Annotated in this window: 15 protein-coding genes; 9 read left to right on the plus strand and 6 right to left on the minus strand. The window is 70.9% G+C overall.

Going from position 1 to position 13,871, the window contains the following annotated elements; translation table 11 throughout:
- Positions 1-30: 30 nt before the first annotated feature.
- Together BWI15_RS22870 and BWI15_RS22875 are read left to right on the plus strand one after the other, a co-directional pair.
- Positions 31-636, plus strand: coding sequence for a sigma-70 family RNA polymerase sigma factor (locus tag BWI15_RS22870; RefSeq protein ID WP_083750946.1), 606 nt, complete (start codon positions 31-33; stop codon positions 634-636).
- 5 nt (positions 637-641) lie between these two features.
- Positions 642-1,373, plus strand: a complete 732-nt coding sequence (locus BWI15_RS22875; RefSeq protein WP_077016508.1) for an anti-sigma factor — start codon at positions 642-644, stop codon at positions 1,371-1,373.
- Between the two features lie 66 nt (positions 1,374-1,439).
- Here BWI15_RS22875 and BWI15_RS22880 read toward each other — a convergent pair whose 3' ends face one another.
- Both BWI15_RS22880 and BWI15_RS22885 read right to left on the minus strand, forming a co-directional pair.
- Positions 1,440-4,211 carry an AAA family ATPase gene (locus tag BWI15_RS22880; protein ID WP_077016509.1) on the minus strand — a complete coding sequence of 924 codons (2,772 nt, stop codon included), beginning with the start codon at positions 4,209-4,211 and terminating at the stop codon, positions 1,440-1,442.
- The gene (locus BWI15_RS22885) at positions 4,208-5,338 is read right to left on the minus strand and encodes a metallophosphoesterase family protein (RefSeq protein ID WP_083750947.1); all 1,131 of its coding nucleotides are present in this window, start codon (positions 5,336-5,338) and stop codon (positions 4,208-4,210) included. Before BWI15_RS22885 ends, BWI15_RS22880 begins: the two co-directional genes overlap by 4 nt.
- A 206-nt stretch (positions 5,339-5,544) precedes the next feature.
- Here BWI15_RS22885 and BWI15_RS22890 point away from each other — a divergent pair, with 206 nt between their 5' ends.
- Positions 5,545-6,108: a GNAT family N-acetyltransferase gene (locus tag BWI15_RS22890; protein WP_077016510.1), complete on the plus strand. Its 564-nt coding sequence runs from the start codon at positions 5,545-5,547 to the stop codon at positions 6,106-6,108.
- A 14-nt stretch (positions 6,109-6,122) separates the two neighbouring features.
- A complete protein-coding gene (locus BWI15_RS22895; RefSeq protein WP_077016511.1) occupies positions 6,123-6,620 on the plus strand; it encodes an HAD family acid phosphatase in 498 nt (165 codons plus the stop codon).
- A 10-nt stretch (positions 6,621-6,630) separates the two neighbouring features.
- Here BWI15_RS22895 and BWI15_RS22900 read toward each other — a convergent pair whose 3' ends face one another.
- A complete protein-coding gene (locus BWI15_RS22900; protein WP_077016512.1) occupies positions 6,631-7,194 on the minus strand; it encodes a HutD/Ves family protein in 564 nt (187 codons plus the stop codon).
- Between the two features lie 296 nt (positions 7,195-7,490).
- Here BWI15_RS22900 and BWI15_RS22905 point away from each other — a divergent pair, with 296 nt between their 5' ends.
- Positions 7,491-8,516, plus strand: a complete 1,026-nt coding sequence (locus BWI15_RS22905; protein WP_077016513.1) for an NADPH:quinone reductase — start codon at positions 7,491-7,493, stop codon at positions 8,514-8,516.
- Positions 8,517-8,519: 3 nt separating this feature from the next.
- Here BWI15_RS22905 and BWI15_RS22910 read toward each other — a convergent pair whose 3' ends face one another.
- Positions 8,520-9,191, minus strand: coding sequence for a hypothetical protein (locus BWI15_RS22910; protein ID WP_077016514.1), 672 nt, complete (start codon positions 9,189-9,191; stop codon positions 8,520-8,522).
- 83 nt (positions 9,192-9,274) lie between these two features.
- Here BWI15_RS22910 and BWI15_RS22915 point away from each other — a divergent pair, with 83 nt between their 5' ends.
- Positions 9,275-10,000 carry a class I SAM-dependent DNA methyltransferase gene (locus BWI15_RS22915; protein ID WP_077016515.1) on the plus strand — a complete coding sequence of 242 codons (726 nt, stop codon included), beginning with the start codon at positions 9,275-9,277 and terminating at the stop codon, positions 9,998-10,000.
- On the opposite strand, the gene BWI15_RS22920 is transcribed toward BWI15_RS22915, so the two are convergent.
- Positions 9,997-10,701, minus strand: coding sequence for a hypothetical protein (locus BWI15_RS22920; RefSeq protein WP_077016516.1), 705 nt, complete (start codon positions 10,699-10,701; stop codon positions 9,997-9,999). The genes BWI15_RS22915 and BWI15_RS22920 overlap by 4 nt on opposite strands.
- Entirely contained in the window at positions 10,698-11,258 is a 561-nt protein-coding gene (locus BWI15_RS22925; RefSeq protein ID WP_077016517.1) for an RNA polymerase sigma factor, read from the minus strand. The genes BWI15_RS22920 and BWI15_RS22925 overlap by 4 nt, the downstream gene beginning before the upstream one ends.
- Positions 11,259-11,390: 132 nt before the next feature.
- On the opposite strand from BWI15_RS22925, the gene BWI15_RS22930 reads away from it, so the two are divergent.
- From BWI15_RS22930 to BWI15_RS22940, 3 genes are read left to right on the plus strand one after another with little or no spacing between them, the layout of a single operon-like run.
- Positions 11,391-11,756, plus strand: a complete 366-nt coding sequence (locus tag BWI15_RS22930) for a YciI family protein (protein WP_077016518.1) — start codon at positions 11,391-11,393, stop codon at positions 11,754-11,756.
- Positions 11,753-13,018, plus strand: a complete 1,266-nt coding sequence (locus BWI15_RS22935; protein ID WP_077016519.1) for an RNA polymerase sigma factor — start codon at positions 11,753-11,755, stop codon at positions 13,016-13,018. Before BWI15_RS22930 ends, BWI15_RS22935 begins: the two co-directional genes overlap by 4 nt.
- On the plus strand, positions 13,015-13,803 hold the full coding sequence (locus BWI15_RS22940; RefSeq protein ID WP_077016520.1) for a DinB family protein: 789 nt from the start codon (positions 13,015-13,017) through the stop codon (positions 13,801-13,803). The genes BWI15_RS22935 and BWI15_RS22940 overlap by 4 nt, the downstream gene beginning before the upstream one ends.
- Positions 13,804-13,871 lie beyond the last annotated feature (68 nt).

Here is a 13,871-nt window from a genome sequence, read left to right on the forward strand (position 1 = left end):
CTTCCGACCCAAACGCGGCGAGGGAAGAGGATGTCCGTGACCGAGGAGTCGATGGCCCTTCCGTGGCCGGTGGTGACCGGACCCGGAGGGACGACGCCCGCCGAGCTGATGGCCCGGGTGGCGCGCGGGGACTCCGACGCGTTCACCCAGCTCTACGACCAGATGGCGCCGAGGGTGTTCGGACTGATCCGGCGGGTGCTGCGCAACCCGGCCCAGTCCGAGGAAGTCACCCAGGAGGTGATGGTCGAGGTCTGGCGCACGGCCACCCGGTACGACGCCGACCGCGGCTCCCCGACGTCCTGGATCCTGACGATGGCGCACCGGCGGGCGATCGACCGGGTCCGGTCCGAGCAGTCCTCCAGCGACCGGGAGCAGGCGGTGGCCGCGGCCAGCACCACACCGGCGTACGACGAGGTCTCCGAGGCGGTCACCACGAACCTGGAGGTCGAGCAGGTGCGGCACTGCCTGTCCGCGCTGACCGAGCTGCAGCGGGAGTCGGTGACACTGGCCTACTACGGTGGCTACTCGTACCGCGAAGTGGCCGAACTGCTGGACGCCAAGCTGGCGACGATCAAGGCGCGGATGCGCGACGGCCTGATCCGGCTGCGCGACTGCTTGGGTGTGACAGGGAAGTGAGGGCCATGACGACGCCGGACGTGCACATGCTGACCGGTCCCTACGTACTGAACGCACTGCCCGAGGACGAGCGGATCGGGTTCGAGGCACACCTCGCCGACTGCTCCTCGTGCAGCGCGGAGGTCGCGGAGCTGCGCGAAGCGGCCACCAAGCTCGGTACGGCGGTCGCCGTGCCGCCGCCACCCGCGCTGAAGGCTCGGGTGCTCGCCGAGATCGCGACCACCCGGCAGCTGCCGCCGCTGGTCCGTGATCCCGAGCCGCGACCGGTGGACGAGCTCGCGCAACGCCGCTACAGCCGGCGCTCGGTCTTCGGCCTGGCCGCGGCCGCACTGGCGGTCGCCGGGGCCGGCGGGATCGCCGTCGACCAGTACCGCGACAACCAGCGAACCGAACGGCAGAACGAGCAACTGGCCGCGCTGCTGTCCCAGCCCGACGCCAAGACCGCCCGCGGCGAGGTCGCCGGTGGCGGCCAGGCGACCGTGGTCATGTCAGCCGGCCAGGACCGCGCCATCGTGCTCCTGCACGGCCTGGCGAAGCTGCCGGACGGCAAGACGTACCAGCTCTGGCTGCAGGACCGCTCCGAGGCCATGCACTCGGCGGGCATCGCCGGCCCTGACGACACCAAGCTGATCCAAGGCGGCATCACCGACAAGATCGCCCTCGGCATCACCGTCGAGAACACTCCCGGTGTCCCCGCTCCCACCCAGGCTCCCGCAGCGTTGGTCCCGATGGTCTGAGACACACCACGGCCCACCAGGAACAACAGGCCGTCGCCACCCGCAAGTCCCCCGGCGGCCTGTGATTCAGTCGAGCTTGATGAAGGTTGCCCTCGGCACGTATTCGTAGCGCTCGGGCATGCAGGTGAGGATGATGACCTGGCCGTGGTCGCCGGCGCGGCCGAGCAGGGCGCCCATGTCGCGGAGGCGGGCCTTGTCGGACCAGCCGAGGGCGTCGTCGAAGATCACCGGGACGCTGTTCTCGGTGGTGCTGACCAGGTGGCTGATCGCCAGGCGGGTGATGATCGCCAGCTGCTCCTGGGCGCCGGTGGACAGCGCCTCGACGCGCAGGCGGTTGCCGTCCAGCTCGCGTTCGGCGACGGCCAGGTCGTCGTCCAGCCAGACGCGGAACGTCGGGCCGTAGACGCTGCGGCCGAGCGCCTCGATCCTGCTCTGCAAAGGCTCCGAGTACTTCGTCTGCGCGGCGGCCCGGTGCCGGCCGAGGGTCTCGTACACCCGCCGTGCCGCGTCGGCCCGGCGCTGCAGGTTCTCGTGCTCGGCGCGGATGGCGGCCAGCTCCAGGTCCGCCGCGTCCTGCCGAGTCGCCAGACCGTCCCGCCCGGACTGCTCCAGCCGGCCTTCCGTCGTACGGAGTGAGTCGCGGAGCGCGTCCCGCTCGGCCTGCAGCCGGTTGGCGACCGCCAGCGCGTCCGTCAGCTCGCCCTCGACGTGGTCGGCGCCGGCGGCGTCCACCTGCTCCTGTACGGCGGTCAGCTCGTCCAGCACGGCCTCGACCTCGGCGGTCGCCTTCTCCTCCGCCGCCTCGACGTCCTCGTCGGCCAGCACCGCGCGCGCCGCCTCCAGCTCGGCCGTCGCCGCGGCAACGCGCTCGGCTGCCAGCTCCGCCCGGGCCCGCGCCTGCTGTGCCTCCGACCGGTCCTCGTCAGCCGCCTTGCGCGCCTGCGCCGCCGCGAACTCCGCGTCCGCCAGCAATCGCTCCGCCGTCGCCAGCTCGCTGCGCGCGTCCTCCAACGCCCGTTGGGCGCCCGCCAGGTCGTCCGGCGCCAGCGGCTCCACCAGGTCCTCGAAGTCGAAGGTGTCCTCAGCGAACTCCTCGAACAACGACATCTGGCCCGGCACGTTCTCCACCGCCGGCTGCTGCTTCCCCTTCGGCGCGGCAGCCTCTTCCTCCGGCTCTTCGTCGCCAGTGACGCCCAGCCGCGCGCTCAGCAATGCGATCCGCTCGCCGGGGTCTCCCCCGGCCGTCAACGACCTCTCCGTACGCCGAGCCTCCTGCAGCTCCGCCGACGCCGTGTCGCTCTTGCGCAGCAACTCCCGCGCCGCCTGCAGGTCGCGGACCTTGGCCCGCTTCAGCAGATCCGTCTCACGCCGTACGGCCTCGTCCACCAGCGACCGCAGCGACGCCGCCTCACCACCCGCGCGGACCGTCACCTCCACCTGCCCCGGTACGCCGACGTGCAGTTCGCCCGACACCAGCACCGATACCTCGGCGCCTTCGTCCAGCTCCGACGGCACGGCCGACCCGCCGCCGTCGAGACCGGTCCCCGACAGCGAGACCGTGTCAGCACCGACCCGCCGTACCAGCACATCCGGTACGCCGGCCGCCAGCGCCGCGCGGGCCTCGACGACCTTCGCCCGGGCGTCTTCGAGCTCGGCGACCAGAGCGTCGGTGACCTTGATCCCGTCGAGCACCCGCGACGCCGCCGCGATCCGCGCCCGGACGTCGGCCAGCTCGGCCTGCTGCCCGGTCAGGCGGTCCAGCTCGGCGCGGTCCATCAGCTCCGAGACGCGCTGCTCCGCGTGCTGCACGTCGCTGCGCCGGTCGTCCTTGAGCTCGACCACCTCGGCCAGCGCGGCCTCGGCGGCGTGCAGCGTCTCCATCGACGCCTTCGCGACCTTCTCCGCCTCGGCCTTCAGCTCGGCCAGCTCGGCTGCCGACTGCGTGAACCGCTCGACCTCGGCCAGCAGCCGCTCCCGTTCGAGCCGGGTGCGGGTGTGGTTCTCCAGCCGGGCCCGGGCCGTCTCCGCCCGCGCACGCACCGAGTCCCGCCGCAGCAGGATCTCGTCGGTCTCCTTCTTGCGGACCCGCAGCTCTTCCACGGACTTGAGGTGCTCGGCCAGCCGTGTGCTCAGGTCGTCGAGGTCCAGCGCAAGCCGCTCGGCCCGGCGGATGTCGGCGACGACCTCCTCCATCGCCTTGGCGGCCTGCGTGGACCGCAGCTCGGCCGCGGCCACGGCCTGAGCCGACTTGGCGAAGTCACCGGTCGGGCGGCCGCGCGGCGTCCAGTAGCGCAGGTACTCGTGCTCGACGGCCGACACCAGCGGCATCGACGCGCCGTCGACCGGCGTACCGGACTCGGCGGTGACCGCGGTGATCAGCGGCTCGGCGTCGGCGGGTGTCGGGAGGATCAGCGACTGTCCCTGGGTGACCATGAGGGTCTGCCAGAGCACCGGGTCGACGTTCTCGTTGAAGAGGCGCTCGGCCTCGTTGTGCGCCTCGCGGCCGGTCCACGACCGGCGGCGGCCGTCCGGCTCGACCACGGACAGCTCGGTGGAACGGTTCTTCAGCCAGCGCTTGGTGTAGGTCAGCTCACGGCCGCCCAGCGTCAGCTCGACGGTCACCTCGGGCGCGACGTCGTGGCCGACCGGCTGGACGTCGGCGATCCGCTTGGACTTGGAGTCGTCCGGGTAGTCGAAGACCAGTGTGAACGCCTCGACCAGACTGGACTTGCCGACCTCGTTGTCGCCGACCACGACCGTGGTGCCGATCGCGGGCAGCTGAACAGTGCGGTCCGCGACGCCACGGAAGTTCCGCAGCGTCAAGCTGTGCAGCCTCATCCCGCGTCCCGCGCCAAACGGTGCATCAGGGTCAGCGCGGCACCGGCCGACTCGTCGCCGCCGGCCAAAGCCTGCCGCAGCTCCTCCATCGCGGCCCGGGCCGGACCACTCAGCTGCAGCGCGTCCAGGTCGGCGGCTTCCGGTGCCGGGCGGACGGTCCAGAACTTGGCCCACCGCTCGACACTGGCGAAGACCTCGCCCTGGGCGTCGACCATCGCGTCCAGCCGGCTGAGCAACGGCAGCGGCAACGACCCGTCGGCGGCCAGCCGCACGTAGGTCCGCTCCTTGTCCGGCAACTCGGCGAACCAGTCCTCCAGCGCCTTCAGCGACTCCTCGCCGTCCAGCTCCGCGTGGTGCTCGACCATGTGCCACGCGCCGACGCGCTGCGGCTCGACGGTGATCGAGTCACCGGCCAGCGTCACGGCCAGCACGTTGCCCGGGTCGTTCTCCTCCGGCGCGGTGACCTCCTGCGTCCCGGAGAACCAGATCCGCTCGGTCACCTGGGTGGTCGAGTGCCGGTCGCCGAGGCCGACGTACTGCAGCCGCCCGTCCGCGACAGCCGCTTCGAGCGCCGCCTGGTCGATGGTCGGTACGTCGGACATGCCGCCGCTCAGGCTGGTCAGCTGCCCGTGCGCGAGCAGGATCCGCCGTACGCCGTCCTCGGCCGGCGCGAGCCCGGCGTACCCGGGGGCCGCCGGGTCGGACACCGGCCGGCGCGACCGCCACGGCGCGCCCACGATCTCGACGCCCGGCACGATCTCCAGCGGCGTCGTGCCGGTGACCACGGTGACGTGGTCGGGCTTGTGCGCGGTCCACTGCGCCGAGGTCCACAGCGACCCCGGCTCCAGCGCGTCGTGGTTGCCCGGTAGCAGCACCACCGGCACCGGAATCCGCTTCAATGCCTCGCACGCGCGCAGGATGGTCTGCCGCTCGACCTGGTTGTGCTCGAACACGTCCCCGGTGACCACCAGGAACCGCGCTCCGGTCCGCTCCGCGACGTCACCGATCCGCGCGACAGCGTCCAGCCGCGCCTGACCCCACCGGGCCTGACCGTCCGGCCCCAGGAACCGGCGCATCATCCCCAGCTGCCAGTCCGAACTGTGCAGAAACGTGATCGATTCGTCCATCGCGCGAGAACGCTAACCCGACCCACCGACTACCGCCCAACCCAACACACCCCCAACCCCTGGACTGCCCGGCATCCGAACACTCTTTCGGACCCTGCCTGACTCCTCAGCGACTTTCGGGCCGTCGAACGCCGGTCCGTCGCCGCCCGGCCCGGTCCGCCGATAACCGGTGGCCCCGAGCCCGGTGACCGGTCAGGATCGGCGGTGTGGACATCTACCTGGAGACCGAGCGGCTGGTGCTGCGGCGGTTCACGACCGGGGACGTCGAGCTCCTGGTGGAGCTGGACTCCGATCTCGAGGTGATGCGGTACCTGACCGGCCAGGCGACGCCGCGGGACGAGATCGAGCGGAAGGTGCTGCCGGGGATGCTGGCGGTCTACGCCCGGCATCCGGGGCTGGGGACGTTCGCGGCGCACGAGAAGGCCACCGGCGAGTTCGTTGGGTGGTTCGGGCTGCAGCCGACGACGGCTCCGGCGACGCTGGACGTGGGGTACCGGCTGCGACGGCAGGTCTGGGGGCGTGGGTATGCGACGGAGGGCACGCGCGCGCTGATCGCGAAGGCGTTCACGGACCTCGGCGCCGAGCGGGTGGTGGCGGACACGATGGCGGTCAACACCAAGTCCCGCCGCGTGATGGTCAAGTCGGGGCTGCGGTTCGTACGGGTGTTCCACGTCGCCTTCGAGGACCCGCTGCCGGGCACCGAACACGGCGAGGTCGAGTACGCCGTCGACCGGGAAACCTGGTCAGCCACGGCCCTCGGCGACGCATAGGAGACACTGGCTCCGTGCCTGACGACAAGCCGCCGTACGCCGTACTGGACATCGACGCGACGCTGTCCGACACCAGCAAGCGGATCTACTTCCTGCAGAAGCGGCCGAAGGACTGGGATTCCTTCTTCGCGCACGCCAAGGAGGACGCCGTCCTGGACGAGGGCCGGGCCGTCGCGACCAAGCTGGCCGAGGGGCACGAGATCGTCTACCTGACCGGCCGGCCCGAGCGGCTGCGGCGCGAGACCGTGCAGTGGCTGAAGGACAACGGCTTTCCCGACGGGCAGCTGTTCATGCGCCGCAACAACGACCGCCGCCCGTCGGCCACGATGAAGCTGAACCGGCTGGACCGCCTCAAGCAGGACCGGCCGGTCGCGATCCTCGTCGACGACGACGTCAAGGTGTGCGCCGCCGCCGAGAAGGCCGGCTACCCGACGATGAGGGCCGACTGGGGACTCGACGCGGAGACCCAGCCGACCCTCTTCGAGGCTCAGGAGAAAGAGGGCCGCACCTGACTGCGATCGGTCAGCTGTTCGTCCGCACTCGGATCACGGCGAGATGCCCGGATCCAGTCACGAGTGCTGGTTCGTCGAGTTCCACCACGTCGCCGGACGCCACCGTGACGGTGGCGTCCGCTGCCTGGAGGCTGACTGATCCGTCGACGCCCACGATCACCAAGTGATCGGCCTGTCCGAGCGGCCGCGCGCCCAGCACCTGCTCAACAACGACGGTAGCGCTGGCCCGACCGCGTCGGGTCATGACGTTGAGGTCCCGGGTCGGACCTGGCACTCGGCATCGGACATCGACGCCTCCGTCGAAGCTGAAGGGCTCGAACCGGGTCAGTGCGTGCTCGGTCCCGGACAACTGCAGGGACATCGACTCACCCTCGACCAGCAGGATCGTCCGGTCGACGTCCGGGAACACCGAGAAGTCACAGTTCTCGACGACCTCGGCCATGCTGACCCGCCAGACGAAGTCGGTCGTGGCGCCACCACCCGGCGGGTCGCTCGCCAGCTCCGTGGTCAGTCCAGCACCGTTGCGCCAGGCCACCCGGTTCTGCTCGGAGGCTCGGCGATAGCGCAGACTCATGGTTCCTCAGCTCTGATCTGGAGTGATGGACCTACTTGCTCAGCCCGACGATCAGCGTGTTCGGGTACGGCGGGTAGGCCGACAGGTAGAAGTCCTGCACCTTCGAGCCGTGCAGGAAGCGATGGACTTGAAACCCAGCGAGAGGACGGTAGGCCAGAGTCTTCCACCATCGTGACGCATCTTGAATGGTGAGAATGTCAGTTCACGTAGTGGAGATTTGTAGGCTTCGCGGGAAGAACCGCGGCCCGGCCGGGGTTGTTGACGGGCAACAGCCGACAACCGGTGGGAGAAGCTTGATGAAGGCCGTTGTACACAGTGAGTTGGGCGACGCGGACGTTCTGCGCGTGACCGAGATCGACGTTCCGGAGCCGGCCGCGGGCGAGGTCCGGATCCGGGTCGCGGTGTCCGGGGTGAACCCGACCGACTGGAAGGCGCGCAGCGGCTTGTACGGCCAGGGCGAGATCTCCTTGTCGGTCCCGAACCAGGACGGCGCCGGCGTCGTCGACGCGATCGGGCCGGGCGTCACCGGGCTCGCCGTCGGAGACCGCGTGTGGGTGACGCTCGCGGCGTACGAGCGGCCGGCGAGCGGGACCGCGCAGGAGTACACGGTCGTGCCGGCCCAGCGCGTGTTCCCGTTGCCCGCCGGGGCGAGTTTCGAGCTCGGCGCGAGCACCGGCATCCCGGCCATCACCGCGCACCGCGCGCTGACCGTCGGCGAGGACCTGCCGTCGCGGCTGGCGCCCGGCGTCTTCGACGGTCGGACGATCCTGGTCGCGGGTGGCGCGGGAGCGGTCGGGCATGCGGCCGTCCAGCTCGCCCGGTGGGCCGGCGCGACCGTCGTCACCACGGTGAGCGGAGAGGCCAAGGCGGCGTCCGCGCGAGCCGCCGGCGCGCAGCATGTCGTCAACTACCGCGACGAGGACGCCGCGGAGCAGATCCGCGCGATCGCGCCGGACGGTGTCGACCTGATCGTCGAGGTCGCCGCGGGACGCAACAGCGAGCTCGATCTGGCGGTGCTCAAGCCGCGCGGCACGATTGCGATCTACGCCAACGACGGCGACACCCCGTTCGCCGTGGACGTCCGGCAGAACATGGGCCTCAACACGCGGTACCAGTTCGTGCTGCTGTACTCCGTCGGCTGGGACAAGCTGACCGCGGCGGCCGAGGACATCAACGCCGCGATCGAGGACGGCGCCCTTCCGGTCGGCGACGCGGCCGGCCTGCCACTGGTCGAGTTCACGCTCGACCAGACCGACGACGCGCATCGCGCCGTCGAGTCCGGTGCCGTCGGCAAGGTTCTGATCAAGGTCGCCGACCTCTGAGTGTCACTCCTGGTCGACCAGCTCCCATCGCCGCCGCGGCCACAGCTTCCCGGCGAGCAGTGCGAGCAGAGCGCCGACAACCGCTCCCGGGATCGCCCAGCGCCAACCCGTGAACGCGTCGCTGTCGCCCGTGGTCGTGGTCGCCGTCGTGACGTCATCGGTGACCGCGGCCTCGGGCGTCGCGCCGTCGTCGGACGTCGCGTCGTTGTCTGCCGTCGCGTCGTCGTCTGCCGTCGAGTCGTTTCCCTGCCTTGACAGCAGTCCGAGCTCGCCGAGGACCTTCATCAGCGCCGGACCGTCGGCGGCCGGGTGCCACACCGGCTTGCCGCCGAGCCCGCCCGCGCCGGCGTGATCGTCCTGCGTGGACACCCAGGGACCGCCCTCGGCGTCGGGATAGATGTGGTCGATCCGCCACACCGACATGTCGTGGATGAGCCAGGTCGCCCGGATTACCCGGGAGTTCGTCCCCGGGTGATCCGGATGGTCCTTGGCCTCGGTCCCGATCGCCCGCAGCAGTTCGCCGTACCGCGCGTCGTCGTAGCCGGTGGCAACCACTTTCTGGATCGCCGGCGCACTCAGCAACACACTCGTCGGCCCGCCCGCCGCAGCCGGCACCGCCACCCAGGCCGACATCAGAATCAGCAACACACCGCCCCACCGCACCAAAGTCTTCATGTCTCAGCTACACCGCCGGCGGCCGCGGGGTTCCACGGGTAATCCGGTTGCCGACCTTGCCGTCTGCGACCAGGGTGGTCCCCATGCGTGACTTCGATCCTGCCGCCGCCTTCGGCCCCGCCGTCTCCGCCTGGTACGACCAGACGCCGCGCGGCGACGAGACCGTCGCGGTCGACCTGCTCGCCGAGCTGTCCCACGGCGAATCAGCGCTGGAGTTCGCCATCGGCACCGGCCGGATCGCGCTTCCGCTGGCCGAGCGCGGCGTCCGCGTCGACGGGATCGAGCTGTCCACCGACATGGTCGACCAGCTCCGCGCCAAACCCGGCGGCAGCGAGCTCGACGTCGTGGTCGGCGACATGGCGGCGACGACGACCGGCCGGACCTACCCGCTCGTCTATCTGGTCTTCAACACGATCTTCAACCTGCTCACCCAGGACAACCAGGTCCGCTGCTTCGAGAACGCCGCCCGGCACCTGACCGACGACGGTGTCTTCCTGGTCGAGGCCGCCGTGCCCAGCGCCTGGCTGCCGAGCAACCAGTACGTCAACGCCGAGCAGGTCGAGTCGTCGTACGTCGTACTCGACGTCTGCCGCTACGACCCGGCCACGCAGATCCTCGACGAGAACCATGTCCGGCTCGACACGGGCGGCGTGCGGCTGAGCCCGATCTCCTGCCGGCTGGCCTGGCCGTCCGAGCTCGACCTGATGGCCCGCCTGGCCGGGCTCGAGCTGGTGGACCGCTGGGGCGGCTGGGAGAAGGAGCGCTACACCGGCGAAGGCAAACACGTCTCCGTCTACGGCCGCCGCTAGCGGGTCACCGACGCGGCGATCTCCACGGCTCGGTCCTTACCGACGGCACCTTCCAGCCGGAACGTCAGTCCGCCGTACACCCACACCAGCGTCGGCCCGGCGACCCGCTCGAAGCGCTCCTGGCCGTAGCGGTCCTCCAGGATCAGCTCGTGCGGTGTGCTGAACCAGTAGCCGTTCACCGCCGGTGCGAACTCCAGCGAGTCGTAGTACTTCTTCACGTAGAACGGCGACAGCCGGTCCGCGAACTGCTCCAGCCGGATGACCCCGTCGGCGGTCTCCCAGCTCATCGCGACCTTGCCGCCCGAGGCCTCGACGCCGGTCGGCGCCCCGAGCCGTTGGGGCACCAGCGGCGTCAATCCGGCTCGGCGTCCCGCCTCCTCCACCGACAGCCGTCCGGTGACAGCCGGCGGGCCTGGCGCGCTGGTCGGGCCGCTGGGGACAGGCCGCGCCTCGACGCCACCGATGTTCAGCCACTCGGCCACAGCGGCCCGGACGGGCGGTGCGACTACAGCGCCTGCCACCAGGATCGCCAGCAACGCCAGCAGCGCGCGCCACTTGCTTCGAATGACCTCCACGGCGGTACGGCGTACTGGCTGCTCGGCGATCCGCTCCAGCACTGCGGTGGCCAGGTCAGGAGCGACAGGAGGTGCGACCGAACGGCCGAGCGCACGCAGTTCCTCAGTCAACCGGTCGTCCGTCATCGCTGCACCTCCTTGTCCGGCAGTTGGGTTCGTAGCTTCTGCAGTGCTCGATGCAGCCGCGACTTGACGGTGCCACGCGGCCAGCCGAGCACTGTGGCGGTCTCCTGCTCGTCCAGCTCCAGCAGGTAGCGGCAGGTCACCACGAGCCGGTACTGCTCGGGCAGAGCCTTCAACGCGTCCAGCAACTCGCGCCGCCGCTCCGACGACAGCGCGGCGGTCGCCGGGTCGAGCACCTCGTCCGGGAGCGTCGCCAGCTCTTCCCGGCGAGCCCTGCGGTGTTTGGAGCGCAGCAGGTTGCGCGTCTCGTTGGCAACGATCCGCAGCAGCCACGGCCGGAACGCCGACTCGGTCCGGAAGCTGCCGAGCGCCCGGTAGGCCTTGACGAACGACTCCTGCACCACGTCGTCCGCGTCCGCGCCGGCCCCGAGCAGCACCGCCATCCGCTGCGCCACCTGGGCATGCCGGTTCACCAGTTCCGCGTAGGCGGCCGAATCACCGCCGCGGACCCGGTGCACGATCGCGGCCTCGTCGCTGATGCCGCCTCCTTTCCCGTCCACCCGAACTACACCACGGGCGCCCCGGAGGTTCCGTACGGTCGGCAGCCGACTTTTTCGGGGGTGCTGTCGATTCGGGCGGGGCAAGCGGGTCATCGTGGTGACAGACAACCGACGGCAGGAACTGGTGAGACGATGACGCGGTTCTTGATCTTGCTGGCCGAGCCCGATCACTTCGCCCGCTGGGACGACGCGGACGACGCGACCCGGGAGCAGGCCTTCGCCGACTACCGCGCCTTCACAGCGGCGGTCCGTGAGCGCGGCCGATTCCGCGGCGGGGAGGCCCTGGTCCATCCCCGCGACGCCCGCACCCTGCGGCCCGACGGCGCGGGCCGCCAGGTGACGGAAGGCCCGTACGCGGAAACCGTCGAGCAGCTCGGTGGGTTCTACCTCGTCGAGTTGCCCGACCTGGCCACCGCGATCGAGGTGGCGTCGCTGTTGCCGCGCGACTACACGATCGAGGTCCGCGAGTGCCTCGACGTCGGAGTCCCGGACGAGTGACCCCGCTGGAGATCGCACTGCGCGACCACTGGGGCCGGCTGCTGGCGCTGCTGCTCGCGCAGTTCCGGCGTCTCGACCTCGCCGAAGACGCCCTGGCGGACGCCTTCGAGGCCGCGGCGCGCACGTGGCCTGACGACGGCGTGCCGGCCAACCCGCCGGCCTGGCTCCTGACGGCGGCCCGGCGGCGCGCGCTCAACCGGCTGCGCGCGGAGGCGGTCGCCGCACGATCGATGCCGCTGCTGGCAGTCGAGGCCGACGTCGTCGACGGCGCGCGCCGCGTGCTGGCCGACGGCGCCGGACCGGGCGAATCCGGCGTGGTGGACGAGCGCCTGCGGCTGATCCTGCTGTGCGCTCACCCGTCCTTGGCGCCGGAGGCTGCCGCGGCGTTGACGTTGCGGCTCGTTCTCGGTGTGCCGACGACGGACATCGCGCGGCTGTTCCTCGTCTCGCCCGCGACGATGGCCGCCCGGCTGACCCGGGCTCGCAAGCGCCTGGCCGGTGCACGCTTCGAGGTGCCGACCGGAGAAGCACTCCGGGCGCGGATCTCGGCGGTCGCCGACATCGCGTACCTGGCGTTCACCGCGGCGTACGCGCCCGGATCGGGTTCGGACGTCGTCCGGGCCGCCGAGGCCGGCGAAGCGATCCGGCTGGTGCGGGTCCTCCGCGAGGTCGCGCCTGAAGCGTCGTACGACGTGATCGACCCGCTGCTGGCGCTGATGCTGCTGCAGCACGCTCGCCGGGACGCGCGCGTCGACGGCGGACGCCTGGTGATGCTGCCCGACCAGGATCGCGGCCGTTGGCACGTGACCGAGATTGCCGAGGCACTCCGGCTACTGACACCGCTGGCCCGGTCAGCCGCCTCCACGCCGTACCTGCTGCAGGCATTGATCGCCGCCGAGCATGCGATCGCACCGCGGGCCGAAGAGACCGACTGGTCACGCATCGCGGACTGGTACGAAGAGCTGGAGGCCATCACCGGGTCGCCGGTGGTGCGAATCAACCGAGCCGTCGCCGTCGCCGAGGTGCTCGGCCCGGCGGCCGGCCTGGAACTGCTCAAGGGACTGGAGGTGCCGGGCCATCGCCTCGCCGCCGTACGGGCCGAACTCCTGGCGCGCACCGATCGCCTCGAGGAAGCACTGGCCGCGTACGACGCCGCGCTCGCGACCTGTGGCAACCAGGCCGAACGCGACCACCTGATCGGCCGGCGGGCAGTGGTTCACGACGCGAAATCGTCCGGGACAGGCAGCAGAATGCGGCCATGAGCGCACAGTTCGGACCCCACCGCTGGTCGGCGGGCCACGACCGCACCGCCGACACCGACCGCTTCCACGGCACCCGGTTTCACGTCGCGGACCTGCGCGAGGCCCGCTTCGTCGACTGCGACCTGAGCCGGGTCAAGCTCGTCGACTGCACGCTCGTCGACGTCGATGTCTCCGGCTACTTGGAGAACCTCGTCGTCAACGGCGTCGACGTCACGGCGTACGTCGAGGCCGAGCTCGACCGCCGTCACCCTGAGCGCGTCCAGCTCCGCTCGCTCGCGAGTCTCGACGACTTCCGCGCTTTGTGGGACACGATCGAGGACCTCTGGGCCGCCACCACCGAACGCGCCGAGCAACTGCCAGAACGGCTGCTGCACCAGCGCGTCGACGACGAGTGGTCGTACGTCGAGACGCTGCGCCACCTCGTGTTCATCACCGACTCCTGGGCGAGCCGCACGATCCTCGATCAGCCGAACCCGTTCCACCAGTTGGCCCTCCCCCAGACCGCCTACAACCCGGGCGACGCCGCCGCACTCGGCATGACCCTGGCCGCGACCCCGGCGTACGCCGAAGTCCTTGCCGCCCGCCGCAACCGCCAAGCGGTCGTCCGCACCATCCTCGACACCCTCACCCCCGCCGACCTCGGCCGCCCCTGCCCACGCACCCCCGCCCCTGGCTATCCCGAAGGCGACCGCCCGGTCGCCGAGTGCCTGTCGGTCGTGATGGAAGAAGAAATAGACCACCACCGCTACGCCACCCGCGACCTCACCACCCTCGAGCCGTCGTGACCCGCGCTCGCCACCTCGGCATCTCGACGCGCTCAGGGAACTGACAGACGGTGTCACGAGCCACTAGA

The organism is Kribbella sp. ALI-6-A, from assembly GCF_001984195.1.
GTDB lineage: Bacteria > Actinomycetota > Actinomycetes > Propionibacteriales > Kribbellaceae > Kribbella.

Coding starts and splice junctions, on each gene's coding strand:
- BWI15_RS22870 (WP_083750946.1), top strand. CDS start 31: ATGTCCGTGACCGAGGAGTCGATGGCCCTTCCGTGGCCGGTGGTGACC.
- BWI15_RS22875 (WP_077016508.1), top strand. CDS start 642: ATGACGACGCCGGACGTGCACATGCTGACCGGTCCCTACGTACTGAAC.
- BWI15_RS22880 (WP_077016509.1), bottom strand. CDS start 4,211: ATGAGGCTGCACAGCTTGACGCTGCGGAACTTCCGTGGCGTCGCGGAC.
- BWI15_RS22885 (WP_083750947.1), bottom strand. CDS start 5,338: ATGGACGAATCGATCACGTTTCTGCACAGTTCGGACTGGCAGCTGGGG.
- BWI15_RS22900 (WP_077016512.1), bottom strand. CDS start 7,194: ATGAGTCTGCGCTATCGCCGAGCCTCCGAGCAGAACCGGGTGGCCTGG.
- BWI15_RS22905 (WP_077016513.1), top strand. CDS start 7,491: ATGAAGGCCGTTGTACACAGTGAGTTGGGCGACGCGGACGTTCTGCGC.
- BWI15_RS22910 (WP_077016514.1), bottom strand. CDS start 9,191: ATGAAGACTTTGGTGCGGTGGGGCGGTGTGTTGCTGATTCTGATGTCG.
- BWI15_RS22915 (WP_077016515.1), top strand. CDS start 9,275: ATGCGTGACTTCGATCCTGCCGCCGCCTTCGGCCCCGCCGTCTCCGCC.
- BWI15_RS22920 (WP_077016516.1), bottom strand. CDS start 10,701: ATGACGGACGACCGGTTGACTGAGGAACTGCGTGCGCTCGGCCGTTCG.
- BWI15_RS22930 (WP_077016518.1), top strand. CDS start 11,391: ATGACGCGGTTCTTGATCTTGCTGGCCGAGCCCGATCACTTCGCCCGC.
- BWI15_RS22940 (WP_077016520.1), top strand. CDS start 13,015: ATGAGCGCACAGTTCGGACCCCACCGCTGGTCGGCGGGCCACGACCGC.